The sequence below is a fragment of the Streptomyces sp. NPDC046985 genome, from assembly GCF_040644415.1.
In the GTDB taxonomy this organism is placed as follows: Bacteria; Actinomycetota; Actinomycetes; order Streptomycetales; family Streptomycetaceae; genus Streptomyces.
The window spans coordinates 321,835-346,163 of the sequence record NZ_JBEYWK010000004.1; the positions used below are offsets into that span (position 1 = coordinate 321,835).

At 69.4% G+C, this 24,329-nt stretch carries 19 protein-coding genes and 3 pseudogenes; 4 read left to right on the forward strand and 18 right to left on the reverse strand.

Translation table 11 applies throughout. The annotated features are described in order from the left end of the window. Nucleotides 1–230: 230 nt before the first annotated feature. Together alc and allB are read right to left on the reverse strand one after the other, a co-directional pair. The gene (gene alc / locus ABZ861_RS07535) at nt 231–1,346 is read right to left on the reverse strand and encodes an allantoicase (protein ID WP_361625236.1); all 1,116 of its coding nucleotides are present in this window, start codon (nt 1,344–1,346) and stop codon (nt 231–233) included. Nucleotides 1,347–1,512: 166 nt separating this feature from the next. Further along, a complete protein-coding gene (gene allB, locus ABZ861_RS07540; protein ID WP_361625239.1) occupies nt 1,513–2,850 on the reverse strand; it encodes an allantoinase AllB in 1,338 nt (445 codons plus the stop codon). Between the two features lie 185 nt (nt 2,851–3,035). On the opposite strand from allB, the pseudogene ABZ861_RS07545 reads away from it, so the two are divergent. Beyond that, nucleotides 3,036–3,155: pseudogene (locus tag ABZ861_RS07545) on the forward strand (IclR family transcriptional regulator); the annotation flags it as partial. 61 nt (nt 3,156–3,216) lie between these two features. On the opposite strand, the gene ABZ861_RS07550 reads toward ABZ861_RS07545, so the two are convergent. Further along, nucleotides 3,217–3,504: a DUF5955 family protein gene (locus ABZ861_RS07550; protein ID WP_361625358.1), complete on the reverse strand. Its 288-nt coding sequence runs from the start codon at nt 3,502–3,504 to the stop codon at nt 3,217–3,219. Between the two features lie 171 nt (nt 3,505–3,675). Between ABZ861_RS07550 and ABZ861_RS07555 the strand changes: the two genes are divergently transcribed. Continuing rightward, nucleotides 3,676–4,275, forward strand: a complete 600-nt coding sequence (locus ABZ861_RS07555; protein ID WP_361625242.1) for a nucleotidyltransferase family protein — start codon at nt 3,676–3,678, stop codon at nt 4,273–4,275. Nucleotides 4,276–4,558: 283 nt separating this feature from the next. Further along, on the forward strand, nt 4,559–6,184 hold the full coding sequence (gene aceB, locus ABZ861_RS07560; protein WP_361625245.1) for a malate synthase A: 1,626 nt from the start codon (nt 4,559–4,561) through the stop codon (nt 6,182–6,184). Nucleotides 6,185–6,313: 129 nt separating this feature from the next. Here the strand turns inward: aceB and ABZ861_RS07565 are convergent, their stop codons facing one another. From ABZ861_RS07565 to ABZ861_RS07630, 14 genes and pseudogenes are all read right to left on the reverse strand, one after another. Next, nucleotides 6,314–7,228, reverse strand: coding sequence for a HipA family kinase (locus ABZ861_RS07565; RefSeq protein WP_361625248.1), 915 nt, complete (start codon nt 7,226–7,228; stop codon nt 6,314–6,316). Between the two features lie 79 nt (nt 7,229–7,307). Then, a complete protein-coding gene (locus tag ABZ861_RS07570; RefSeq protein WP_361625251.1) occupies nt 7,308–8,075 on the reverse strand; it encodes a site-specific integrase in 768 nt (255 codons plus the stop codon). A 72-nt stretch (nt 8,076–8,147) separates the two neighbouring features. Then, on the reverse strand, nt 8,148–8,585 hold the full coding sequence (locus ABZ861_RS07575) for a hypothetical protein (protein ID WP_361625254.1): 438 nt from the start codon (nt 8,583–8,585) through the stop codon (nt 8,148–8,150). 31 nt (nt 8,586–8,616) lie between these two features. Next, entirely contained in the window at nt 8,617–8,913 is a 297-nt protein-coding gene (locus tag ABZ861_RS07580; RefSeq protein WP_361625257.1) for a helix-turn-helix domain-containing protein, read from the reverse strand. Nucleotides 8,914–9,429: 516 nt separating this feature from the next. Beyond that, the gene (locus ABZ861_RS07585; RefSeq protein ID WP_361625260.1) at nt 9,430–9,732 is read right to left on the reverse strand and encodes a hypothetical protein; all 303 of its coding nucleotides are present in this window, start codon (nt 9,730–9,732) and stop codon (nt 9,430–9,432) included. Between the two features lie 648 nt (nt 9,733–10,380). Further along, nucleotides 10,381–10,692, reverse strand: a complete 312-nt coding sequence (gene cas2e / locus ABZ861_RS07590; protein ID WP_361625263.1) for a type I-E CRISPR-associated endoribonuclease Cas2e — start codon at nt 10,690–10,692, stop codon at nt 10,381–10,383. A gap of 14 nt (nt 10,693–10,706) precedes the next feature. Further along, nucleotides 10,707–11,688 (reverse strand): annotated as a pseudogene (cas1e, locus tag ABZ861_RS07595) (type I-E CRISPR-associated endonuclease Cas1e). Next, a complete protein-coding gene (gene cas6e, locus ABZ861_RS07600) occupies nt 11,685–12,353 on the reverse strand; it encodes a type I-E CRISPR-associated protein Cas6/Cse3/CasE (protein ID WP_361625266.1) in 669 nt (222 codons plus the stop codon). Before cas6e ends, cas1e begins: the two are co-directional and overlap by 4 nt. Continuing rightward, on the reverse strand, nt 12,350–13,171 hold the full coding sequence (gene cas5e, locus ABZ861_RS07605; RefSeq protein ID WP_361625269.1) for a type I-E CRISPR-associated protein Cas5/CasD: 822 nt from the start codon (nt 13,169–13,171) through the stop codon (nt 12,350–12,352). Before cas5e ends, cas6e begins: the two co-directional genes overlap by 4 nt. Next, on the reverse strand, nt 13,168–14,340 hold the full coding sequence (cas7e, locus tag ABZ861_RS07610) for a type I-E CRISPR-associated protein Cas7/Cse4/CasC (RefSeq protein WP_361625272.1): 1,173 nt from the start codon (nt 14,338–14,340) through the stop codon (nt 13,168–13,170). The genes cas5e and cas7e overlap by 4 nt, the downstream gene beginning before the upstream one ends. A 72-nt stretch (nt 14,341–14,412) precedes the next feature. Continuing rightward, on the reverse strand, nt 14,413–15,096 hold the full coding sequence (gene casB / locus ABZ861_RS07615; RefSeq protein WP_361625275.1) for a type I-E CRISPR-associated protein Cse2/CasB: 684 nt from the start codon (nt 15,094–15,096) through the stop codon (nt 14,413–14,415). A 29-nt stretch (nt 15,097–15,125) separates the two neighbouring features. Then, entirely contained in the window at nt 15,126–16,688 is a 1,563-nt protein-coding gene (gene casA, locus ABZ861_RS07620) for a type I-E CRISPR-associated protein Cse1/CasA (protein WP_361625278.1), read from the reverse strand. 253 nt (nt 16,689–16,941) lie between these two features. Next, the gene (gene cas3 / locus ABZ861_RS07625; protein ID WP_361625281.1) at nt 16,942–19,815 is read right to left on the reverse strand and encodes a CRISPR-associated helicase Cas3'; all 2,874 of its coding nucleotides are present in this window, start codon (nt 19,813–19,815) and stop codon (nt 16,942–16,944) included. Nucleotides 19,816–20,147: 332 nt separating this feature from the next. Beyond that, on the reverse strand, nt 20,148–21,518 hold the full coding sequence (locus ABZ861_RS07630) for an IS1380 family transposase (RefSeq protein ID WP_361625284.1): 1,371 nt from the start codon (nt 21,516–21,518) through the stop codon (nt 20,148–20,150). A gap of 121 nt (nt 21,519–21,639) precedes the next feature. Here ABZ861_RS07630 and ABZ861_RS07635 point away from each other — a divergent pair. Then, nucleotides 21,640–22,617 (forward strand): annotated as a pseudogene (locus tag ABZ861_RS07635) (IS701 family transposase); the annotation flags it as partial. 661 nt (nt 22,618–23,278) lie between these two features. Here the strand turns inward: ABZ861_RS07635 and ABZ861_RS07640 are convergent. Beyond that, a complete protein-coding gene (locus ABZ861_RS07640) occupies nt 23,279–24,091 on the reverse strand; it encodes a helix-turn-helix transcriptional regulator (protein WP_361625287.1) in 813 nt (270 codons plus the stop codon). Nucleotides 24,092–24,329: the final 238 nt, after the last annotated feature.

The window sequence follows — 24,329 nt, forward strand, 5'->3', positions numbered from 1 at the left end:
GCGAGAGATTCTGGTGGGCGGGCGAGCCACCCGGTTCCTGGCTCAGCCATCCGGCTCCTGGCTCAGCCGCCCCGTCCCAGGGCCCAGCCGCCCGGTTCCAGGGGTCAGCAGCCCAGTCCCGGGGCCCAGCCGCCCGGTGCCGGGGGTCAGCGGCCCAGTCCCGGGGCCCAGCCGCCCGGTTCCAGGGGTCAGCGGCCCAGTCCCGGCGGTCAGCCGCCCAGGTCCATGGCTCAGCCCCCCAGTTCCTGATGGCGCACGGCCAGGGAGGCCGCCCCCTCCCGCGTCAGCGAGCCGAACAGCCGCAGTCTGGAGATGCCTCCGTCCGGAAAGATGTCCACGCGCGCGTGGGTGCCGACGGCGGGTGCGGGCAGCGCGAACCGGTGGTCGGTGTCGGGCTGGAGGCGGGTGCGCGGCAGGATCTCGGTCCACGTGCCGTCCTCGCCGTCCCTGACGGAGACCGAGGCCCAGCCGGCGCTGTTGCCCTTGAGGCACGCGGTGTCGATCTCGACGGCGCGGATCTCGGCACGGGCGGTCAGCCGGTAGCGGATCCAGTCGTTGCCCTGGTCGCGGCGACGGCGGGTCTCCCAGCCGTCGCCCATCGTGCGGGAGCGGCCGGGCTGGATGGTGTGGGCGGCAGGCGCGTAGAAGAAGTCGGAGGCGTCCTCGACGCGGCCGCCGTTCACCAGGGCGACCACGTCGAAGGTCCCGAGCACCTCCAGCCAGCGCGGGTCGGGCACGACCTCGCCGTACACGCGCAGGCGGGCGATGCCCCCGTCGGGGTGCTGGTTGACGCGCAGATGGGTGACGCGCTGCTCGACGCCGACCTCGAAGCCGTTGGCCGCGTGGCCGCCGACCGGAGTGCGCGGGACCAGCGTCGTCCACTTCACGTCGTCGGAGAGCAGGTACTCCGGGGAGGGCGCGCCCGCTGCGGACACGCCCTCGACGGAGACCGCCTGCGGGTGGTTGCCGCGGAAGTGGGCGGTGTCGACGACGACGCCCCGTACGACGCCGGGCGCGCCGAGCCGGACGAGGGCCCAGTCATGGTCGTCGGCGGCGGGCCAGGGTTGGTCGGCGGAGGCGCCGCGGCGGCGCCGGGTCTCCCAGCCGTCCATGATCTTGCCTTTGTGCCCGAAGCGCTCGGGGTCGAACACGGCGCGCTCCGGCAGCAGCAGGTTCTCGCGCTGGGCGAAGAACTCGTCGTTGGCGGCGATGACCCCCGCGCCGAGCCGGCGGTCGGCGAGGTCGGCGTGCCGGGCGAAGGGGAAGTCGGCGGTGCGGTAGTCGGCGTACGGGTCTCCGCCGCCGTAGGGGTTCGCGTCGCCGGTGAAACGAGGAGTCGCCGTCACGGTGATCAGTTCTTCCTTTCGGTGTCGGCTGGTGCGGAGGCGGGGGCGGGGCCGTACGGGCGCGGGGACGGAAGCGGCAGCGGGGCCGCATCGGTGCGGAGGCGGAGGCGGCAGGGCTGCACGGGGGCGGGCGCGGAGGCGGAAGTGGGGCCGCGCGGGCGGCGGTTCAGTGCGGCCGGGTCAGCAGGCGCCCACTCGGCGCGGTGAACTCGCCGTCAACGAGGATGCGTTGGCCGCGCAGCCAGGTCGACTTCACCACGCCGTGCAGGGTGCGGCCCGCGTAGGCGGTGACGCGGTTGCGGTGCTGGAGGGCGGCCGGGTCCACGGTGAAGGTCTCCTCGGGCGCGAGGACCGCGAAGTCGGCGTCGCGGCCCGCCTCGATGGCGCCCTTACGCCCCAGTCCGACGAGGGCGGCGGTGCGCGCGGACGTCCAGCGGACCACGTCCTCCAGGCCGTGTCCGCGGCGGCGCGCCTCGGTCCACACCGCGGGCAGGCTGAGTTGCAGCCCGGAGATGCCGCCCCAGGCGGTGGCGAAGTCGTCCGTCTTGAGGTCGGCGGTGGAGGGCGAGTGGTCGGTGACCACGCAGTCGATCACGCCGTCGGCGAGCGCCTGCCACAGCAGGTCCTGGTTGGCGGCCTCGCGGATGGGCGGGCAGCACTTGAACTCGCTGGCACCGTCCGGGACTTCCTCCGCGCTCAGGGTCAGGTAGTGCGGGCACGTCTCGACCGTGATCCGCACCCCCTCCGCGCGGGCCTCGGCGATCAGCGGCAGCGCGTCGCTGGAGGACAGGTGCAGGATGTGCACCCGGGCGTCCAGGCGCCGGGCCTGCGCGATCAGGGCGGCGACAGCGGTGTCCTCGGCGCCGCGCGGGCGGGAGGCGAGGAAGTCGGCGTACTTGGGGCCGCCGTGCCGCGGGGCGGCGTCGAGGCGGTGCGGGTCCTCGGCGTGCACGATGAACAGGCCGCCGAAGCCGGCCGTCTCGGCCAGCGAGGCGGCGAGCCGGTCCTGGGTCAGGTGCGGGAACTCCTCCACGCCGGACGGCGACAGGAACGCCTTGAAGCCGAAGACCCCGGCGTCGTGCAGCGGGCGCAGATCCTTCACGTTGCCGGGCAGCGCGCCGCCCCAGAAGCCGACGTCGACGTGGACCTTGCTTGCGGCGACCGCCTGCTTGGCGCGGAGGTGCTCGACGGTGGTGGTCGGCGGGAGGGAGTTGAGCGGCATGTCGACGAGGGTGGTGACGCCGCCGGCCGCCGCCGCCCGCGTGGCCGTCCAGAAACCCTCCCACTCGGTGCGGCCGGGGTCGTTGACGTGCACGTGGGTGTCGACCAGGCCGGGCAGCAGCGCGTCGTCGCCGAGATCCTCCAGGCGGGCGCCGGCGGGCGTCTCGGCCTCGTAGGGCAGTACGGCCGTGATCGTGCCGCCCGCCACGGCGACCGAAGCGGCGCGCGTCCCCTCGGGCGTGACGACGCGTGTCGAGCGCAGCATCAGTTCGGCGTCGGACACCCGGACCCCTCTCTGCCGTCTTCCGCGCCACGCTGCCTCCGCCACGGCGTCTCCGGCGCGCTGTCTCCGGCGCGGCGGAGACGGGACGTAGGCGGTACGGAGGCGAAGGGACGTCCATGGAGCGGGCTGCGGACTTCAACGTTCTGTTGAAGGAGTCTTCCCGCCCGCTCTGACCCCGTCAAGAGACGCACTCCGGTCCGGCCGGCCGTGTCACGGAGGCCGCCCAGGAGCGGATCGCGCCCGTCCTCCAGCAGGCGGCGAAGGAGCTGTCCCAGGCACTGGCCAGTTCCCACGCGGCGCCCTGACCCGAGGAGCCGGAAGAGAGTCGCGCTACCCGCGTACGCGGGGGCGCGGCGGAGCGACGGGTCAGGCGCGCGGAGACCCTCCGAACAGGTCCACCGCCGCGCGTACCTCGGACAGTCCGCGGGCCAGCGCGCTGACGGAGCCGATCGATCCGGCGATCAGCAGCAGGGAGCCCTGTAACAGCGGGATCTCGGGGGCGCCGTGGGCGGCCATCGCGGCGAGCGCGGCCAGCTCGTCCTCGGCTATCGCGCGGTCGGGAAACTCCGCGGGATGAGCGGCGAGCGCGCGGCGCAACCGGGACACGGCGGTGCGCAGCCCCGCCACCCTCGGGTCCTCGTCGCTGCCGGTCACCGGCATCTGCCCCAAGCTCTGCAACGCAGCCCTCCCCTTCGCACGTCGCCGTGCGCAGTCCCCAGACGCCGGACAGTAAACGACACGCAGGGCTGGGCGCGCTAGCGCGGGGGCCGAAATTCAGCCCCTGGTGGATCACACCGCCGACGGTCCGTCAGGTATGCAGGACTCATGACACGCACAGAGGACGAGGTCGCCGGACTGGTGCTGGCCGCCGGCGGGGGGCGGCGGCTCGGCGGCCGCCCCAAAGCTCTGCTCTCGCACCGCGGCCGGCCGCTGGTGGAGCACGCGGCCGGGGTGCTGCGCGCGGCCGGATGCGCACGGGTGCACGTGGTGCTGGGCGCACGGGCGGACGAGGTGCGCGAGCGGGCGCGGCTGGAGGGCTGCGTGCTCGTCGACAACCCCGACTGGGAGCGGGGCATGGGTTCCTCGCTGCGGGCCGGTCTCGCCTCGCTGGCCGGTTCGGGCGCGCGGGCCGCGCTCGTCTCGCTCGTCGACCAGCCGGGCATCGGCGTGGCGGCGGTGGCGCGGGTCCTGGCCGCCTGCCGGGACGAGACGTCGCTGGTCTCGGCGGCCTACGACGGGGTGCGCGGGCATCCGGTGCTGTTCGGCGCGGCCCACTGGGCGGGCGTGGCGGCGAGCGCCGCCGGGGACCGGGGGGCACGCGCCTATCTGAAGGAGCATGCGGACGCGCTCACCCTCGTCGAGTGCGGTGACGTGGCACGGGACTACGACATCGACACCGAAGCCGACCTGGAACACCTCGACTGAGCCCGCGCACCCCACCCGGCGCCTCACCCCACCCGGCGCCTCACGCCGCCCGGCGCGAGCGGGCGCGACGCACCCGGCCCGAGCGGGACCGCACCCCTAGTGCGAGCGGCGCGTCAGCCGGTGCCGCCGTACCGCGACTTGGAGAATCCTCCCGTGCCGTCAACACACTGTTGAACCTTCGCACCCCAGCACGACGGCGGTGCGCGTGCTTCGCTGACGTGACCCTCTGCTGACGAAGCAGTGAGCCCTCTGCTGACGTAACCCTCTAAGGAAGTGACCGCTCATGTCCGCTCCAGCGCCGTCCCCGCTGACCGTCGTCGCCGCCGAGCCCCTGCCCCGGCAGGAGGAGGTCCTCTCCGACGCGGCGCTCGCCTTCGTGGCGGAGCTGCACCGGCGGTTCACGCCGCGCCGCGACGAACTCCTGGCCCGCCGCACCGCGCGCCGTGCCGAGATCGCCCGCACCTGCGCCCTCGACTTCCTCCCGGAGACGGCCGCGATCCGCGCGGACGACTCCTGGAGGGTCGCGCCCGCCCCGGCGGCCCTGGAGGACCGCCGGGTGGAGATCACCGGTCCCACCGACCGGAAGATGACCGTCAACGCGCTCAACTCCGGGGCCAAGGTGTGGCTCGCCGACTTCGAGGACGCCTCCTCGCCCACCTGGGAGAACGTCGTCCTCGGTCAGCTCAGCCTGATCGACGCCTTCACCCGCGCCATCGACTTCACCGACCCGGAGTCCGGCAAGTCCTACGCCCTGCGTCCGGTCGAGGAGCTCGCCACGGTCGTCACGCGTCCGCGCGGCTGGCACCTGAACGAGCGTCACCTCGTCGACGCCGACGGCACTCAAGTGCCCGGCGCCCTGGTGGACTTCGGCCTGTACTTCTTCCACAACGCGCGGCGCCTGTTCGACCTCGGCAAGGGCCCCTACTTCTATCTGCCCAAGACGGAGTCCCACCTGGAGGCCCGCCTCTGGAACGACGTCTTCGTGTGCGCCCAGGATCTCCTGGGCATCCCGCAGGGCGCCGTCCGGGCCACCGTGCTGATCGAGACGATCACGGCCGCTTACGAGATGGAGGAGATCCTCTACGAACTGCGCGACCACGCCTCCGGGTTGAACGCCGGGCGCTGGGACTACCTGTTCTCCCTCGTCAAGAACTTCCGTGACGGCGGAGCGAAGTTCGTCCTGCCGGACCGCAACGCGATCACGATGACGGCCCCGTTCATGCGCGCGTACACCGAACTGCTCGTGCGCACCTGCCACAAGCGCGGCGCGCACGCCATCGGCGGCATGGCGGCCTTCATCCCCTCCCGCCGGGACGCCGAGGTCAACGAGGCGGCCTTCGAGAAGGTCCGGGCCGACAAGGACCGCGAGGCGACCGACGGTTTCGACGGCTCCTGGGTCGCCCACCCCGACCTGGTGCCGATCGCCATGGCGTCCTTCGACCGGGTGCTCGGCGACCGGCCGCACCAGAAGGACCGGCTGCGCGAGGACGTCGACGTGACGGCGGCCGACCTGATCGCGATCGACTCCCTCGACGCCCAGCCGACGTACCCGGGGCTGGTCAACGCCGTCCAGGTCGGCATCCGCTACATCGAGGCGTGGCTGCGCGGCCTGGGCGCGGTGGCCGTCTTCCACCTGATGGAGGACGCGGCGACCGCCGAGATCTCCCGTTCCCAGATCTGGCAGTGGATCAACGCGGGCGTCGAGTTCGAGAACGGCGAGAAGGCCACCCCCGAGCTGGTGCGCACCGTCGCCGCCGAGGAACTGGACGGCGTCCGGGCCGAGATCGGGGACGCGGCGTTCGCCGCCGGAAAGTGGCAGCAGGCCCACGACCTGCTCCTCCAGGTCGCCCTCGACGAGGACTACGCCGACTTCCTGACCCTGCCGGCGTACGACCGGCTCACGGGCTGACCCTCGCGGGCTGGAGGCGCCGGCACGAGCGAGGGCCCGGCGCGGACAAGCGGGACGGTGATCGCAATACTCGGGGCGCGCGGCTTCGGGAAGCGCCGTCCCGGGCCCCGCGCCGGGTCGTCGGCGCCGTCACCCCAGGTGGGCCGACCAGTCCCGCTCCGCGTCCGGCTTGCCGTGCAGGTCGGGTACCTGTTTGAGCCAGTCCGGCCGCCCCTGCCGCGTCGTGGCCGCCCGGCGGGCTTCCTCGGCCCTGCGCTGCTCGGGGCTGGGGAAGTCGGTGGGCAGCCAGGCGGCGGACGCCGCGACGCGGGCGGCCAGGTAGTCGACGTAGGCGGCCCTGGCCGCGTCCGGCGTCGCGAACCCCGGCTCGCCCTCCAGCCAGGCGTCCGGCACCTCGTCCAGCACCGCGGTGAGCAGTTCCCGGGTCACCCGGGGGGCCAGCTCCGCGTCGGCGCCTCGCACGTCCGGGCCGTAGTGGCCGAGGGCGTGGTGGCGGAAGTCGTACGCCTTCTCGGGCGCCGAGGCGTCCCAGCGGTGGTGGAAGACCAGGGCCGCGCCGTGGTCGATCAGCCACAGGCGCGCGGGCGCCACGCCGAGGGTGGGCCACAGCATCAGGTTGGAGCTGTGCACCGTGCGGTCCACGTTCACCGTCAGGGCGTCCAGCCAGACGATCCGGCCCGCCTCCAGCGGGTCCACGGCGAACCGCCGCGCCGCCTCGGGGGTGAAGTCGACGGCGCCCGACAGCATGTCCATGCCGAGGTTGACCCCCTGGCTGGCGTGCAGCAGCTCGCGCACCTCCTGGTGCGGCTCGTGCGCGGCGAGCCCGGGATCGAAGTGCACGAGCACCAGTTCGGGGAACCGCAGCCCCAGGGCGCGCGCCAGCTCCCCCACCACCACCTCGGCGACCAGCGCCTTGCGCCCCTGAGCGGATCCGGTGAACTTCACGACGTAGGTCCCCAGGTCGTCGGCCTCGACGATCCCGGGAACCGACCCACCGGACCGCAGGGGTTCGACATAGCGGGTCGCGGTCACCTCTCTCAGCACTTTCTTTGGTCACCCCCCTTTTCAACCTTGCAATCCACGGCAAGCCCTGAGGGTGCCGGGGAGCGGAGATGGTCGGCCATCAGCCCTGGGGAGAATCTGGGGAGTTTCGAATGCCATGCGGATCTCCCTGCCTCCCTAGCAGTCCGTCGATTGCCGTCCGCCCCTTGCTTCCGGCCTCAGGCATGAAGTGAGCATAGTAACCGAGGGTGATTGCCGGCGAGGAGTGCCCGAGCCACCGAGCCACGGTCACGACAGACTCCCCCGCCTCCAGCATGACGGATGCGTAAGTGTGCCGCAGCACATGGAAGCCGTCCTTCGGCGCTGCCTCCCATTGCCACTTCTTCGCCCCCTCGGCGCGCGGCGGGATGATCCCGGCCTTGGCCAACGCAGGCTTCCAGGTGTAGGTGTTCCACGTGTTCACTGCGATGGCGTTGCCGAACCGCGTGGTCAGCAAAAGGGAGAACTTCCTTGGCTGTCCATCTGGCTTCCCCCATGGAAGCTCCACCTCCACCGGCGGAAACGCTTCGACATGGCGCTTGAGTTCCTCGGCCACCGAGGGGGGCATATCGACGACACGAGTCTTCTTCCCCTTCGGCAAGGCGAAGTACAGCCTCCCCTTGATCGCCTGGACTTGGCGGCGGACATGGAGGACACCTCTCGCATAGTCGATGTCCTTTGGGCTCAAGCCGAACACCTCGCCTTGGCGGAGTCCGCACCCCAGACCGAGGACGACGGTTATCCGGTTGCGCGGGCTGATGACGTCGCGGACTCGCAGCGCTGTCCTCAGCAGCCAAGCCTCGCGGCGCTCCTGAGTCGCCTTGGGCCACCGCACGGACTTCGCGTGCATCGGGTTGTTCGCGAGCCGCTTGTCATCGACAGCCGCCTCCAGAATGGAGGAAAGCTCGGACAGGATGCCGCGCTAGTAGTCGACCGAGGAGACGGTTGACTCCAACGTGGCTATGTAAGCGCGCAGATCCGCCGCCGTGATGTTCCTCAGGGGCAGTCGGCCCAGGTGCGGAATGATGTGCAGGCGCGCTCTGCGCTCCTGGTTGTCCTGGGTCTTCGGAACACCACCTCTGCCCGGCGCCCAGTGCATCGCGATGTAGTCCGCAAGCGTGATGGACCCGTCGCGCGGGTCGACGAACTCGCCCCGCTCCTCGTCGGTAGCCGCCCGCCGAAGCCACGCCTTGGCATCCTCCAGGACATCGAAGGATCGGTCCCGCACCCCGGGTATGCCGGCAGCCTTGTACCGCTTCCCCTTGCCGTAGCGAGCGGTCTTCTCCCTTTGCCCGGTGACCGGGTCCTTCTTCTTCTTGATCCAGCGGTCTTCGATGTAGCCGGCCAGGTGGAGCTCCATTTCCGAGGGCGGGCAAAGGGTGTCCGGCGGGTCAGGCGGCGGGGCGGCTGCGTTGCTGCGGAGCACCGCTTAGCGGGTTCAGCTTCGGATTGGAGCGGGAATCCGCCTGTTCCTGTTCGCGGACCCAGGCGTCAAGAGCTTCCACCCGGTACACGACGCGACCGCGGGGGCCCATGCGAAAGCTCGGCGGTCCCTGACGACGGTGGCGCCAGACATAAAGGGTGTGGGGTGAGAGGTTGAGGTAATCGGCGACGTCCCTCACGGTCAGGAAGGCCGCGTGTACGGCTGTCGAGGAAGCGGTGGGGGCAGGCGAAAGTCGTGCAGGCATCGGAGGTTCTCTGTGAGGTACGGGAGAGGGGAGCCCGGCTAGGCGGAAACCATGCTCCGCCCAGCCGCTGCCTGTCGTGAGGCAGGGAAGAATCGCGGAGAAGCCGCGACCCGGAGTACCGCTACGGACGCCGTTCGGTCTGAGTCGGCTGGCTCGGCAGGTCAGGAAGGGCCAAGGCAGCTTCGAGTCGATCCCACGGGATTTCGTCCCATGTCGGCCTGCGAAGGCAGTACGCGAACCGTTCGGCGAGGCGAGGAGCGCTCATTCCGGCGCATTTGGCCACTGCGAGGATGTGCCCCGCTGTCTGGTCGCCGTTCTTCAACCACGCCGCGATGCACGCGTCGCGGAGGGCCGAGACGTGCCTCCCGAGCGGCGAGTCGAGTTCATGCGCTTGCAGAACCGCCGCCCGCGCTTGCCGCCAGGCCTTCCGGTAGACCTCGGCGGTCAGCGGCCGTCCATCGTCGAGAACGAATATCGCGTCATCAGGGCGGAGATCGCGCCGGATGATCTCCTCCTTCAGGATCGCCGCGAACGGCCGACGGGAACACGCCGTACAGCGCCCGCACGGTCCGCATCCTTCTCGCGGCGCTCTCGAGCCTGAGAGTGGGCCAGGAGCCAACCGGGGCCGTCTTCTGCGAGTTCAACCTCTCGAACACGCAGCGCCAGGGCTTCCTCCGGGCGCAGCGCCGCAAGCGCGATGGAGGCCAGGAAGGCGCGCAGAACGAGGTCGCTCTGCTGCTGTTCACCAGCCCAGTCCAGGATCGCGAAACACTGCCGATCGGAAAGATGAAACCTTCCTTCACTAACAACTGCGGCCATGGGAAAGCTCCTTGGAGTGAGGTGTGGGGATACACAGCCATCCGGCCATCGCATGCAAATCACACGGCGACCGGACTTCTCCAATGGTCCAGAGAACCGCCGGTTTGGCTAACCGGTGATCGTCGGCTATGTTGCCCCGCTCACGCACACACTCTTCCGCGAGCTGATCTAGGTTCGCTTCCTTCGCCGCACGATTCCAGTCCCTTCCGGGATCAATATGTCTGCCGTCGGCGAACCATACGACAAATCGCCACGCCGGTACCGAAATCACCAGGATCGACCCATCGAGCACTCGGCTCCGAACGGACGAAAACGTTGTGACAGAGCAGGTGTCTTCTAAGCGCTTGGCCGCAGGTTCGAGTCCAGCCGGGGCGCGTCTTCTGGCCCAGCGACTGCGTGTGGACTGTGGCCCTGCGATTCACCTCCGCCTGCGCAGAGCGGTCCTCGCCGCCCACCTCGGCATGACCCCGAGCAATGGTTCACCTCCGCCTGCGCGGAGCGGACGGGCTTCAGGTTGATCACTGTTTGGGGGCCGCCGGTTCACCTCCGCCTGCGAGGAGCGGACCCGACGACGAGGACTCCGTCGGCCAGGCGGATCGGTTCACCTCTGCCTGCGCGGAGCGGACACACACTCCATGAGCTGCAGCGTTAGATCGGGATTGCCAGTTCTTTACCTGTCACTCCAAAGACGATCAGGGTCATGCCATCGAAGTCGACAGGGCTGCGCCGACGGGTACCTGCGGTTCGGATTTCGAATCCCTGCTCATTGTCGCTGGGGTAGATCAGGACGGACATTCCGTCGCCGGTGCATGCGGCTACCGAGGCCCAGAGCTCGTCGCGGACGCGGGCGGAGACGGTGCCGACGTAGAGCTCCGGCGTGACTTCGAGCAGCCACCGGCTCAGTGCTCCTCTGAGGTGGTCGGGGACTGCAGTCGCCGAAATGGTGATCATGGATGGCATGGCGAATGCCTTTCCTATGAGCGGTCGGGCGGCACGTCGGCGTGGTTGACGTCTGCGGGAATGGAGCCGATGACGGGGTCCCACAGGTCGACCATGTGCTCCTCGGGATCGGGGGGCTGTCGGTCGGAGCCGGGGTCGAGGAGATCTTGGATATCGGTGACGATGCGGGGGAGGAGTTTGAACAGCCGCAGACCGTCGCGGAACGAGCGTCGCGCCTCAGCTTCTGGGTTGGTGGAGTTGTGTAGGGAGAAGGCGAGGGGGATGGTGAGGTCGGCTGTAGAGGTCTGCGACGTCATAGACGAACGCCTGTTGGTTGCCCTGGTGGACGAAGCCGAGGGCGGCGGAGCAGCCGAGGGCGTGGATGGCTGCGTGGACGATGCCGTACAGGCACGTGTTGGCAGAGGAGAGTGCCAGGTTCACCGGGTCCTGGGTGTCCCACGACGCCGGGTCGTAGGCCCGGCGGAAGCGTCCGATGCGGTACTGCCCGGCGAGGAGGCGGTAATGCGCCTTGACGCGTTGGCCTTCGAACCCTCGGAGCTGAGCGAGGGTAGCCCCGGGAGGGACGCTTCCCCGGCCGAACCGTTTCTCGTACATGGCGGTGGCCACGGCGAGGCGCCGGCTGTCGTCGGCCCATGCGCTGGCCTGGCGTTCGAGCCATGTGGTGGTGAGGGAGTCGGGGAGGGCAGCGGCGTAGGTACGGACACCTCCGGCGCCGGTGATGAGGACGGTGGTGCCGTGACGGGCGAGGGTGGTCAGGGCACGGGCGGTGATGGAGGTGCCGGGGCCGAGGAGAACGCAGCTGAGTGCGGCGGTGGGTAAGTAGACGGTCTCCGTGCCGCGTTGCTCGGTGGTGACTTCGGCTCGGACTCCGGTGTCGTCCTGGTGGATGCGGACGATGTCCAGGTAGAGAAAGGAGAGGGAGTCGGCGATGCGGGGCAGCATGGCGACGGTGGGCGCGGCAAGCCGGCGGCGGGCTTGTCCGCTGGTGTTGTTCATGCGGTGCTCCGTGCGGGGGCAATGCTGAGCAGTCCACAGCCGTATGCCTTACCGCGGCCGATGCCGTCGGTGATTTTGCGGCGCAGGAGATCGGTGTCGGTGATGGTCGCGGTTCCGTCGAAGCGGACGCGGGCGTGCCGGATGCCTGCGGTGGTGCCGGAGGCATTCGGACATGTAGATCGGGCGGCGTCGAGGGGCAGAGAGTGGAGGGTGAGGGGACGCAGTCCTGCGCCGTCCGCTTGACGGGTCCACCATTCGTCGGCGAGGGCGCCGGTAAGGGGGACGACGGCGGGGAGGTCGTAAAGGGCTCGGGTGGTGGCGCCGGGTTTGCGGACGGGGCTGGCGGCGCAGCGGTAGCGGATGGTGAGGCCGGGTTTGAGGGCGTCGAGGAGGTCGTCGAGGGGGCGGCTGAGGATGCTGCCGTAGTCGGCGGGGAGCCGTGCGAGGTCGGGTTGGTGGGTGCTCTGCAGGAGCAGGTGGGGGCCGGCCGGTGTGTCTTCGAGGCGGAAGAGGACGCCGAACCGGGCGCGGGGGTCGGGTCCTGCCTGGTCGGGGAACAGGGACATCAGGCGGCGGTGCAGGTTGCCGGCCGTGGTGCCCGCGAGGTCGCGTCGTGTCTCGGTGCAGCGGGGGTCGGGAACGATGCGGGTTAGCCAGACGCTCAACGACCGCTCCTTTCAGCTGTTTTGAGGTGCGTGTTGATGTAGGTGGTGAGGCTTTCGAGGTGTGCGATGCCTAGGCCGCTGTGCTGTTCGGCGGGCAGGTGCAGGGTCCTTCGGTACAGCGGTCGGGAGCGGTGGCTGCGGTGGCGCGGATCGAAGGTGAGGGGCTGGTCGTTGACGGTGCTGACGGGGTGGGCGCCGTCGTGCGGGCGCGGGTTGACCGTGGGGGCGGGAAGCTGGTCGAGGGGTTGGTCACCTAGGAAGGTGATCTTGGTGTGGCCTGTGGGGGGCTGGGCGGCGGCGATCGGCAGGTGGACGAGGTGGTGCAGGGCGTCGTCGGCCTGACCGAGCAGGAGGGGGCCCTCGGGTGGGCAGGAGCGGCGTCCGAGGTAGGGGGGCCAGTGTGGGGCGGCCAGGGCGCCGCGGGTCTCGTGGAGGAGGGTGGTGTCGCCGGTGAGGGCGACGGTGAAGGCGGCGTCGGCGAGGTAGGCGCGGTGGGTGAGGAGGGTGCCGGTGTCGCCGGTGCGTTTCTTGCCTTCGGCGGTGGTCACGGTGGCTCGGGCGGGCAGGCCGCCTCCGACAGTGTGCAGGTCGTTGAGGACGGCGCCGGGCCGGTCGACGCGGATGGTCAGGGACAGGCCGGCGAGGTCGTCGATCGGTTGGCCGCGCTGGCGTCCGAGGGCGGAGGCGAGCAGGCCGATGATGCCGGAGCGGGTTGGGAAAGCTGCGGTGTCGCGTTCGTTGAAGTGACTGTGCTCGCCCCAGGACTGCAGTGGTCCGGCGAGGCGGAGCAGCAGTCCGGGCCTTTGGCGGGGGGTCATGCGGTGACCTTGCCGGGCAGGGCGGCGTGGACGGCGGCCGTGATCAGGTTGTCGAAGGAGTCGTGCCGGGTGCCGAGGCCGGTGAGGTCGTCGGTGTGCAGTCCTGCCCATCCTGCGGTGAAGACGCCGCGGGTGCCCAGCAGCGTGTTCGCCGCTTGGGCGTACGCGTCGAGCCGGGTGCGGGAGAGGGTGGCGAACCCGCCGTCGCGGTCGGCGCGGACGGGGGCTTCGAAGGCGGCGGCGTAGGACAGGGGGCGGTCCGCGCGCACGCTGATGTGGACGAGGTCAGGGATGGTGTGCGCGGCGGTGGAGTTCTTCTTGGCCTGGGGCAGTGAGGTGATGAAGGAGGTGAGGAACGCGCTGGCTAGTTCATCGGCGGCCGTGGTGTCGCCGCCGATGTTCTTCATCAGGTCGCGCAGGTCGAGGGTGGCGAAGCGGTAGAAGGTGCCGGCGCTGAATTCGACATGTCCCATGTGCCCGCTGCCGCTGGCGTCGTCCCAGAGTGCGGTGATGTCGTCGACGGCTGAGAAGTAGTCCAGTTCGACGTCGGTCTCGTGGGTGGTCATGGCGTGGGCGACCTGGACGGCGCCGTCGACGCCGGCGTCGTCGATCTCGGCGAGCATGCGTCCGAAGAGGTTGATGACTCCGTTGCGGGAGCGTAGGACGGCTTCGACCTCGGCGGCGGGCAGGATGCTTTTTTCGGAGGGCTTTTTGATGTCTTTGGCCTGGGCCAGGGCGTCGCGGTGTCGCTCTGCGAGGTCGGCCAGCTCGGTGACGGCGGTCTCCGGTACGTAGACCAGCGCGTTGGTGAGGACCTTGTTCGGGATGGTCTGCTTGTTCTCCCCTGCCGTCTTGGCGAGTTCGAACTTGATCCCGCTTGCTGCCGCGGTGTGGGCGCCGGCTCGCTGGGCCAGGTCGGTGGGCCAGTCGCGGTGTTCGAGTTCGCGGGTGAGGCGTTCTCCGATGCGCCGGGTGCGCAGGGCCGCCTCGCCGATGTGGTCTTCGAAGACCGTGCGGATGGCGCGCTTCCAGCTCTGGCTACTGACGCGGGTGCGCAGGGTGTTGCCGTACTGAACGGTCTTCACGGAGTTGGTGTCGTCCCGGTTGAGGTTGGCGAAGGGGACGGACTGTAGGACATGAATGTCGATGAAACGGGCCTGATCGGACATGAGGTGGTCTCCAGGGAGAAAGGGGGCGGGATTATCGGGAAGGACAGGACAGGGGCGTCAGGCCAGTCAGGGCTACTGGCCGGTCTCGTCGCGGTCGGCGTTGTCGGCTTTCTCCCGCTCGGACTTGGCCTGTTGGATGTAGTAGTCCTGCAACCAGCGCCGGGCGACTTTCTTGGCGTCGTCGGGCCAGGCGATGAGATCGGCCAGCAGGCGGGGCCAGTCGACGTCGACACCGACGTCGCACAGGTAGCGCACCGCGGCGGGCAGATGCCGGTGCAGACCGTCGGCGCTCTGCCGGGTGAGAAGGTTCAGGCGGGATTCGGCGGTGGACTCCCGGATCGCCCTGTCGCGGGCAGCAGCTTGGGCCACGGCGGTGGCAAACGCATGGCCCAAGCTGCTGCCGTACTTCTGCGCCGGCGTCGGCTGGGACGCCGACGCTTCCGCCCTGGAGGTCTCCTCGGTGTCCGTCACCGGTTCGGCGGCGGTAAATGTGTGGCGGGGCTGGGCTGCGATCATCGAGGCCACCGCATAGTAGGCCCGCTGCCGTGCAGCAGGGATCCGTCCGCCTCGGGGCAGCTCGGGCACGATGAAACGGTGCATGCGCGGCACGTCGTCCAGACCGCGACGCAGCCCGGTACGGAGCGCGGTCCGGGCGCCGGGGTCGTCTGCGCACAGTTCCTCGATCCGCCGCGTGAAGTCCGCGTATCGCTCGAGTGCAGACCTGGGGCGCTCCTGCAGGGTGCTCTGGTCGGTCATGCTCTGGCCTTTCTGCCGAATCGGGAACGTCACGGTGCGGCGGGTGCCGTGGCCTTCTTGCGCGTACCTCCGAACAGTTCGATGCGGGCACGGGAGACGGCCCTGGCACCGCGCTGGGTACCGGTGACGGACGCCGTCACCGACGTGTAGGCAGCCAGGGCCAGATCAAGGAACGCGGTCCGGGCGGCACGCGGGTCGAAGGCCGTCTGCTCTTGCGCCGCGGGGGTACCGAGATGCCGGAAGCGGTCCCAGAACTCCTGCTCGGCACCGGGCCAGTACCGGGCGGCAGCCTGGAAGGCCCACGTGTCGGCGTCGGCTTTCACGTCGCCGGTGTACTCCGTCCACGCCCGCCGGACCGCCCGGTCCAGGCGCCGCCCGTACAGCTCGCCGAGCTGCCGGAGCCGGCCGATCGCCGGAGCCGTCGCATGGCCCTCTTCCTCGGCTCGTTTCTCGGCGAAGCCGAGGACGGGAGGTGTCGTCGCGTCTACGAACTGGATGTCCTTGGCCTGGCCCTCCTGCTCGAACCCCAGGGCCCGCACCCTGAGGTACTCAGAGACTTCGCTCGCGTACTCGAACACCCTGGGCCGCTTCGGCTGGGTCGTGCCGGTCGGCTCGTTGAGGAGCAGGGCGTCCAGGTCGCGCCAGAGCGCGCGCCGGGAGTCGGCGGGCCTTGGATAGCGGTTGCCCTGCTGGCTGATCTGCCAGATCAGATAGTCGTCGTCACGGGGAATGCGGCCGGAACGGTAGGCCCAGGTGATGAACGCATCCGCTACCTGGCCGGAGTCATGCGGATCGGGGACGAGGAGGAGGGCGTGCTGGGAACACGCCGTCAGCCGCGCGCACGGCCCGGCGGGCGCTGGGGGAAGCACTTCCGGGTCGGGTAGTTCGTCCCACTCCCACGGACACAGGTCGTCCTCGCGCCGTACCGTGCGCGAGGGTTCCACCAGCCCGGCGAGCAGCGTCTGCAGGAGGTTGGCGCCCTCGGGGTGGTAGGACAGCGCGGTACGCAAAGGGCCGGCCGACGCGCTCGCTGTCTTGACACCATTGACTTCGCGGGCCGAACCGCGCCCCGACGGCCCGTAGTAATGCCACACCAGCAGATTCAGCACGGCGTCGGCGACGGTGGGCAGGTCGGGGCGGGCATCGCTGCCGTGCCGGAACCAGGCATGGGCGTTCCCGGCGGGCCGGGTGACGATCAGCTTGTTCACCCCGGCGCTCTTGTCCGGATCGCATTGAGCCGCCAGGCGCGGGTCCTGCATCCACGGACGCCCGCACTCGGGGTCGAACACGAAGAAGCGGTGCCAGGTACGGCTGACGTACTCGTCGATGCCGTCGGCCGGAAGCTGCCCTGCGTCGAGGATGTCGATGCGGCGCTCCGGCCAGTCGCCGGAACCGGCCACGTCCAGCCCGGTCACCCGAGCCGTCAGGGCATAGAGGATGCGAAGAATCGCCGCGTGGGCCGGTGGGTCAGTCACCGCGATGGCACTGATCTCGGCACTGCGCAGGAGCAGGTCCCGCAGACCCACCCGTTCGGGACGCGGCCCGGCAGCATCCGGCATCCATCGAACGGGCACTAATGACTCTTCGAACAAATTGTGTGTACTGGCTGGCATCGGACCCCCTTCATCACATGACCGGCCATAATGGGACAGGGCTCTCCGCGTGCGCGGAGGTGAGCCATGCGCCGCTCTTAGAGCAGTACGGATCTCCCCCCTCTCGCCCGCACCCGCGGGCCCACGCCGCCCTGGCAGCGAACCGGAGAGCAAACTGCCAGGGCGGCCACAAGGAACGTTAGAGAAGTGCGCTGCTCTCTTTCCGAGATGACCCGGGTTTCACCCGTTCGGGTTACGTGTCTGTCTCCAGGCCCACGTCCGAGATGCGGATGGTGCGACCGCCGTACCGTGACGTCCATGCGGAACCCGGGTCGTCGGCTCGCTGCATCCGCAGGAGGACAAGGTCTCGAAGCACCGGTGTCTTGTCCCAGCCTGGGGGAAGCGGCTGGCCCTCCCCGTCTCGAAGCCATCGGCCGGGCACGGGCGCGACATGTGCCATGACGGTCCGCAAGTCCAGCGCGGTCAGGGCGCCACGGCTGGCCGCCGGCATCTCGAGCCGGCCACCCTCGTCCAGGGTGAGGGAGCCGTCCTGCTGCTCGTACAGGCACAGGACACGCCCGCTGTCGGCTCCGAGCCTCGTCGTCAGCAGTTCCTCGGTGACACCGGCCTCACGAAGACTGAGCTCGTGGAGGTTGCCATTCACGTCGTAAGGGCCGCAGATCGTGGTCATGGTTGCCATATGCGTCTCGGCCGCCTCTTTCGCGTACCGCTCGGCGTCCATGCGCTGCAGCTCGTCGCGTCGCGAGGCGTCGTCGAGCCGCTCGACGAAGTCCTCGGCATACACCGCGTCGACCATCTCCTGGACATCACCCGGCACCGCGATGCCGCCACCGGACCGCGACCGCAGCAGATGCGCCGTGCGCTGTAGAAGACCGGCGTCGTAGACGGACCCCCAGGTGCGCGGAGCCGACGTCATGCCCTTGTCGTCGACCGGCTCAAGCACGACCAGCCGTGGCGCTTCCTCCGGCAGTGCCCATGCAGGACGACCGGTGTCACCGCGCGCGTGACGACGTGCGCGGCCGGCTCGCTGCAGGAGCTGTGCCAGTGGTGCCAGGTCGGTGACGATCAGATCGAAGTCGAGGTCCAGGGACTGCTCCACCACCTGCGTAGCGACCAGAATGGAAGCAGGCCGTGATCGCGCGATGTCTTCCTCGGAGCGAGGTTTGCCGTAGGCAGCCTCGGACTCGGCGGTGATCCTCTGACGGACGTGTGCCGGATAGCGGGCGTGCAGCAGCCGCAGTGCACCCTCACGCGCTGCCAGCGCGGGGAAGGCCGCACAAAGGTCGCGGAAGGTCTGCTGTGCCTCGGCCACCGTCGTGCAGCACACCAGTGCCGTACCGCCGTCCGAGACAACGGGGTTCAACGCTTCACGCAGAGCTTCCCGCCGCCCCCCGCCGCGTACAGGTGTGGCCGCGTTGGTCATCGCGTCCCAGAGGACCTGCCGCATCTGCACGTCGAGCACTCGCTCACGACCGCTTCCCACCGCGCGGGGAGCATGGACTTCGCCGGTCGATGCGTCGGTGAATACCCAGCCCGGATAGCAGGAGGCAACCGACGTCGGTTCGAAGAACCCGGCACCACGACGGTAGGCGTCGATCAGGGACGTGGCCGTGCGGCCCGACAGCGTCGCCGACAGCAGGACGACCGGAGCACCGAACGCTCCGAGCCACTCCAGCAAGCGGGTGAGCAGCTGGTGCATCCACGGACCGTACGCATGAGCCTCGTCGACCACGAATACCTTGTCTGCCAGGCCGAACAGGCGCAGGGCGTTGAAGTCGAGCGGGAGGATCGCGCTCAGCGCCTGGTCGACGGTGCCCACGCCCAGCGGAGCGAGCAGCCCGCGTCGCCGTCCTCTCAGCCATGCGCCCGCTTCGGTCGCGGTCTCCTTGTCTGTGCTCCACTCCCCCTGCGATGTGGACGCCTCGTCGGCCGATGTGGCAGGACTGTAGGCGGGGGCGAGCCACGCCATGGAGTGCAGCAGGGTCAGGGCGCGGTCGCCGGCAAGAGCATGCTGCGCGAACGCCTCCACTCGCGGATACATCGCGTCCGCGGTGGACATGGTGGGCAGCGCGAAGAACAGCCCGCGAGCCTCTGCCGCCCGCCCCAGTACCGATGCCGCGTACAGCGCGGCTTCGGTCTTCCCATCCCCCGTCGGCGCCGTGACGAGGAGCAAGCCGGCACCGTTCACCAAACCGGGAAGTTCCCCGGCGAGATCGGCCTGAAGCGCGTTCGGCGGAAACGTAAACATGTCCCCGAAGCAGTCTGCCTCGAACCGGGCCCTGCCTAACTGGGAGCCCGCTACCAGGGATGGCGCCGCCTTCTGGGTCCGTTCCCAGTGCTCGTCGACCTCACCCGGCGTTCCCCGCCATTCCGGCGCCGGCATGACCGCGACGATCGCCTCCATCTGACTCGCCAGCCAATCCGCGACGATCACCAGGCCAGTGACAACCACAGCCAGCTCGGCGGGCAGCCCCCGCTTCGGGACCGCCCACGCGCCCGTCACCCGCCGCAGCTCCGCGAAGTGCACTGCACGCTGCTCGGCCCAGTCCTCACCGCCGAGCCCGATCCGATAGCTGCTCGCGTGTGTGACCTCTTTCGCCGTCAGAGCGGTGGCGTAGCAGCCGTGATGCCCACCGAGCATCTGGGCCACCTGATGGCTCACCGCCGCGCGCATCCTCCGAAAATCACCGGGGTAGCCCACCTCGTTCAACAGCTGGGTCAAGGCCCAATGAGTGGCCTGCTCGTGACGAAATGAACGCTCTCCATCAGCACCCGGTGCGAAGGCATAAGCATCCGTATCGCTCCGTAGTTCTGCGAACGCCTGCGGCACCTGTGCCTGGAACGGTGGGCTGATCTTGCCAAGGTCATGAAGCCCGGCCCAGAAGCTCAACGTGCGCCGAGCATCATCGGGATCGAGGCCAAGGGCTGCGGCTAATCGTGTTCGCTGCCGATCACTCAACAGTGCATCCCACAATGCTCCGAAGACTGAAGCTGAGTCAAGCAGGTGACACATCACCGGGTACGGGTGGGGCAGACCTCGCTCCTTGCCCCACAAACGCACGTCCAGCTGCGGCGGTCGGTCGGACGCAGTCTCACGACTCATCATGAGGAGACATCTATCAAGGCGCACTGACAACGTGCCCTGACCTGCCAGAACGCATAAGTGGGCACGGAGGCCCCTAGACTCGCGGACGTACATAAGCTGGCAGCGCCTCGCCACGCGACGCGCAACATCATTGAGCCTCAAGCAACGGCAACGAAATTGCAAAGCTGTTAACCTCGATCTTTCTTGACGGTCCGCCGACGGAGTCGGTGGACCGTTTTCGTGCCGGGGGCTCAGGCTGTGCAGGCCGAAGACCCGAGTGTCGTCTCGGGATGGCGCCGGATTCCACTGCTCCGGGTATTGAGATGCTGCTGAAGGGACGGGGAATCCGCTGGTCAGCCAGGGTCGGGCAGTTGGGTGAGCCGGTCGAGAGCTGCGGTGATGTGACCGGGCCAGTGCCGGGCCAGGCGGAGGATCCGCCGACGGCCGGTGGTCACGAGCTGTCCGGCCGCGGTGAACAGGCGGAGCCGTAGCCGGCGGGGCTCCCAGCACCTGGCCTTGCCGGTCAGCGCGAGCATCGGCATCCAGGCCAGCAGGTCGAGAGCAATCTGCACGATCTCCAGCCAGATCCGGTTCTGGGCGGTGCGGTGCAGAGGGAGATTGCGCAGGCCGGTGGCCCGGGCGGCGCGGATGCGGTCCTCGGCCCGGGCCCGCAGCCGGTGACGGAGCTCGAGGGCGGCGATCGGCCGACCGGGCGTGTTGGTGGCGAAGCAGGTCAGCCGCATGCCGTCCGCATCCGTGAGCCGCAACTGGGCCCCGGGGTGCGGCCGTTCCTTGCGGACGATCAGCCGCATGCCCTGTGGCCAGCCGCCCAGGACGTCGCCGGTGAGTTCAGCGACCCAGGCGCCGTCACGGATCTCGCCGCAGGCCTCGACGGCCGGCGTCCAGGCCGATGCCGGAACCTTCAGCACGTGCTGGTGGATCGCTTCGGTGATCACCATGCCGACCGAGTAGGACAGCCACCTCCCGCGCTGGGCGAGCCAGGCGACGAAGTCGTGGGTGCCGCCCGCGGACTCGGTGCGGATCAGGGTCTGACGTCCGCGCCGGTACTCCTTCGGCATGTGGGCCAGGGCCAGTTGGGTCACGGTGATGTGGTCGGTGGCCGTGTTCGAGCCTGCGTTGCCCGGCCTGAGCAGGGCCGCCACGGGTTCACCGGTGCCGCCGCTTCCGTGGTCGACGAACCCCATCAGCGGGTGGTGGCCGTAGGTCCGCTTCCACGTCGGCGCGGCGTCCTCCTTGTCCGAGTGCGCGATCACCAGCACCCCGTCGAGGTCCACGGTCACCGTCCCGCCCGCATCGGGCGCTTTCCGGTCGGCCAACCGCCATACATGTGACCGCACTTCAGCCCGCGCGGCACGGACTGCCCGCAGGGCCTTCTCGCCGGAGGCTGCGAGGGTGTCGACGAGGCGGGAGACCGTCGGGTCGGAGGCCACCGGCCCGAACACGGCCGGCTCGGCCCGCAGCACGGCGACATCCGCGAGGCAGTCCCCGCCCAGCGCGACCGCCAGGGCCACGTCCAGCAGGACCTTGCCCGGATCGTGCACCGCCCGAGCCCTCCGCCACGGCGTCAGCGCCGCTGACATCGCGGTGTCCAAGCCGACCTTGCGGACCGTCTCGACCAGCAGCACGCCCCCGGCCTGCGAGACCACCGCCCGGCCACCGCCCTCGACGCGGGCACGTGGGTAGGACCCGATACGCTTCTTCACCTGGAGAGTGCTTCTTTTCTTGCGGCGACATGGACCCTAGACAAGTCCCATCGTTGCAGGTCAGGACCACTCTCCGCTTATTTGATCAAGCCTCGGACACCCCACCTCGTGAAAGCGCGAGGTTAACCGGATCGAGTGGGACGCGGACGAGGTCCTGGACGACGTGCGGGACTACGTCGTGGACCATCTCGGCGACCCGGACGCGGTGCTGATCGTGGACGACACCGGCTTCCTGAAGAAGGGCACCCATTTCGCGGGGGTCCAGCGGCAGTACTCCGGCACCGCTGGGCGCACGGAGAACTGCCAGGTCGGAGTGTTCCTCGCCTACGCCGCCGAGCGTGGGCGCACTCTGATCGACCGCCGTCTGTATCTGCCCGCCTCCTGGACCGACGACCGAAGACGGTGCCAGGCAGCCGGGATCGGTGACGAGGTCGTCTTCGAGACGAAGGTGGCCATGGCCAGAGCCATGGTCCGCCGGGCGATCTCGGGGAAGATCCCGTTCCGGTGGGTGACGGCGGACGCCGCCTACGGCTTCTCGAAAGGCTGGCGCTACGAGCTCGAGCAGACGGACGTCTTCCACGTCATGGCCACCACCCGCCACGACACCGTCGTCACCCGCTGGGCGATGGATCACCCGGTCCACGATCTGTTCCCCGGCCTGCCGCGGCAGAAGTGGAAACGCCGCTCCTGCGGCGACGGCGCCCACGGACAGCGGATCTACGACTGGGCGCGGGTCGAGGTCCGCCCCTTCCACCGCGAGGACCGCCAGCACTGGGTCCTCGCCCGCCGCAGCGTCAGCCGCCCCGACCAGATCAACTACTACATCGCCTACTGCCCCACCGGCACCACCCTGGACGAGCTGATCCGTATTGCGGGCAGCCGCTGGGCGGTCGAGGAATGCTTCCGAACGGCGAAGCAGGAATGCGGACTCGACGACTACCAGGTCCGCCGCTACCCCGGCTGGCACCGCCACATCACCCTCGCCATGGCCGCCCATGCCTACCTCACCGTCCTGCGAGCCCGGCAGCTTCAGGAGGAAACCGCAGAAACGGATCCTCCCAACTCGTCCACCTCAGCCTCGCCGAGATCCGACGCCTGATCACCCGCCTCACCCACCGCCGCCCCAACCCCGTCAACCACATCCTCCACTGGTCGACCTGGCGCCGCAGACGCCAACACCAAGCCCGCACCAGCCACTACAAACGCTGAGGACAGACACCACCGGAAGCCAACGAACCATCACTACAAAGACCGTTGCAGTACTAGCCGACGAACACCGCGAAACCGCGGGTCAGGCACCCTACTTCGCCGTCTCCAGGATGGCGACGCACTCCACGTGGTGGGTCTGCCGCTCCTTGCGGCTTGACCTTGGAAACGGCCTCCGACCTGCGTGCGAGCGCGCCGCCATGAGGCCGCGAAGACGAGTTCACGACCCGTCCTCCTCATCCCGCTGCTCTCCGGCCTCAACGAAGCCGAAGCCCGAGATCGTGGCCAGAGACGCTGCTACCAGGTGGGCGTATCCCTCCGGGAACGCGGTGTGCGCGGACGGAGAGGGGCCGCTGACCCCGGGGCTGTCGGCTCATGCGGCGGCCGGCCAGGCGGGGTGGGCCTCGGCCGGTCCGTCCGATGGAGGACGCTCGCTGCCGCGGGCGCCGTCCTCGACCCGTCGCTCGGGCTGCTGGTCGACGACCTGGGAGGACCGGGCAGGCACGCCACGGCGGCCCTCCCGGTCCCGTGCTTCGCAGGCGACCTGTGGACAGTCACCGAACTTGATCAACCCCGCATCGCGGAAGCCCGGGGCTGTCATGGCTGCGCACTGCGGGAAGCCATGCATAACCGCTTGGTACGTCGTTCAGTTTGACGCGGAACCAACGTGTCGTCCCCACGCCCGTTTCGTCGGCCACCCGGTCACCCTCATAGAAGACACAGTCCGCGATCAGGGTGTCGTTGTGCCAGACGCGGTGAGCCACCACGTTGTCCGCGTCGTACTTGCGTCTGGGATCTCGTGCGAGTCCCAGACTGCAGGCCGGGATGTGATCGTCGCGCTGTTGGCAGCCACGCTCCACGTTGAAAACGTGCACGCTGACAGGCTGTAGGTTCCTGGCGTAGTTGATTCCGTCTATGGGAGGCCGTGGGTCAGCCTCGGCCGACCGGAAGACGACATAGGCGACCCCCGACACCGACAGGGCGAGGACCGCGACGCCGGTGAATTTCCAGAAGCGTTTCCCCCCGGCTGCGGCTCGGAATGGAAAGGGAAAGCGGCTGACGTGCGTGTGCTGGGCACTGGAGGCGTCTTCGCCGGCAGCCATTCCTGATTGAGGGTCGACCGAAGAATGCGGTGAATCGGCAGTTGCCCAGAGCTCTCGGATTTCCTGAAGTTCTCCACTGCTCGCTCCACACGCTTTGGCCATCGCATGGAGAGGAGCGAAGCCGCTGGGCATCTTGGTTCCCGCGCAATAGCGGTGAAGGCTGGACTTACTGACTCCCGTCCGTTTCGCCAGTGAATCGAAGCTCATGCCCGATCTGTCCTTCAGTGATCTCAGCCGGGCGGCGAGCGAAGCGACCTCGTCCACTTTCTGACACTCCTGTCGAACTGGGCGCGCCATGTCCCACCGGGCGCGCTCGTGTCCCGCCCCGTCCCTCGAGGCATCCCAAGCAGCAGATAAAGGCGCTGTCGGGCGTCTCAGCTTCCCACCTCATCCCTCTCGCTTGCCAGGGCTTCCGTTTCCCAACAAAGTCTTCTCGTCCCGAGCGCATCGTCTGGCGGCGCGGGCCGTACGTGAGCGCCACCCCAACCCGCATCGTCACGTC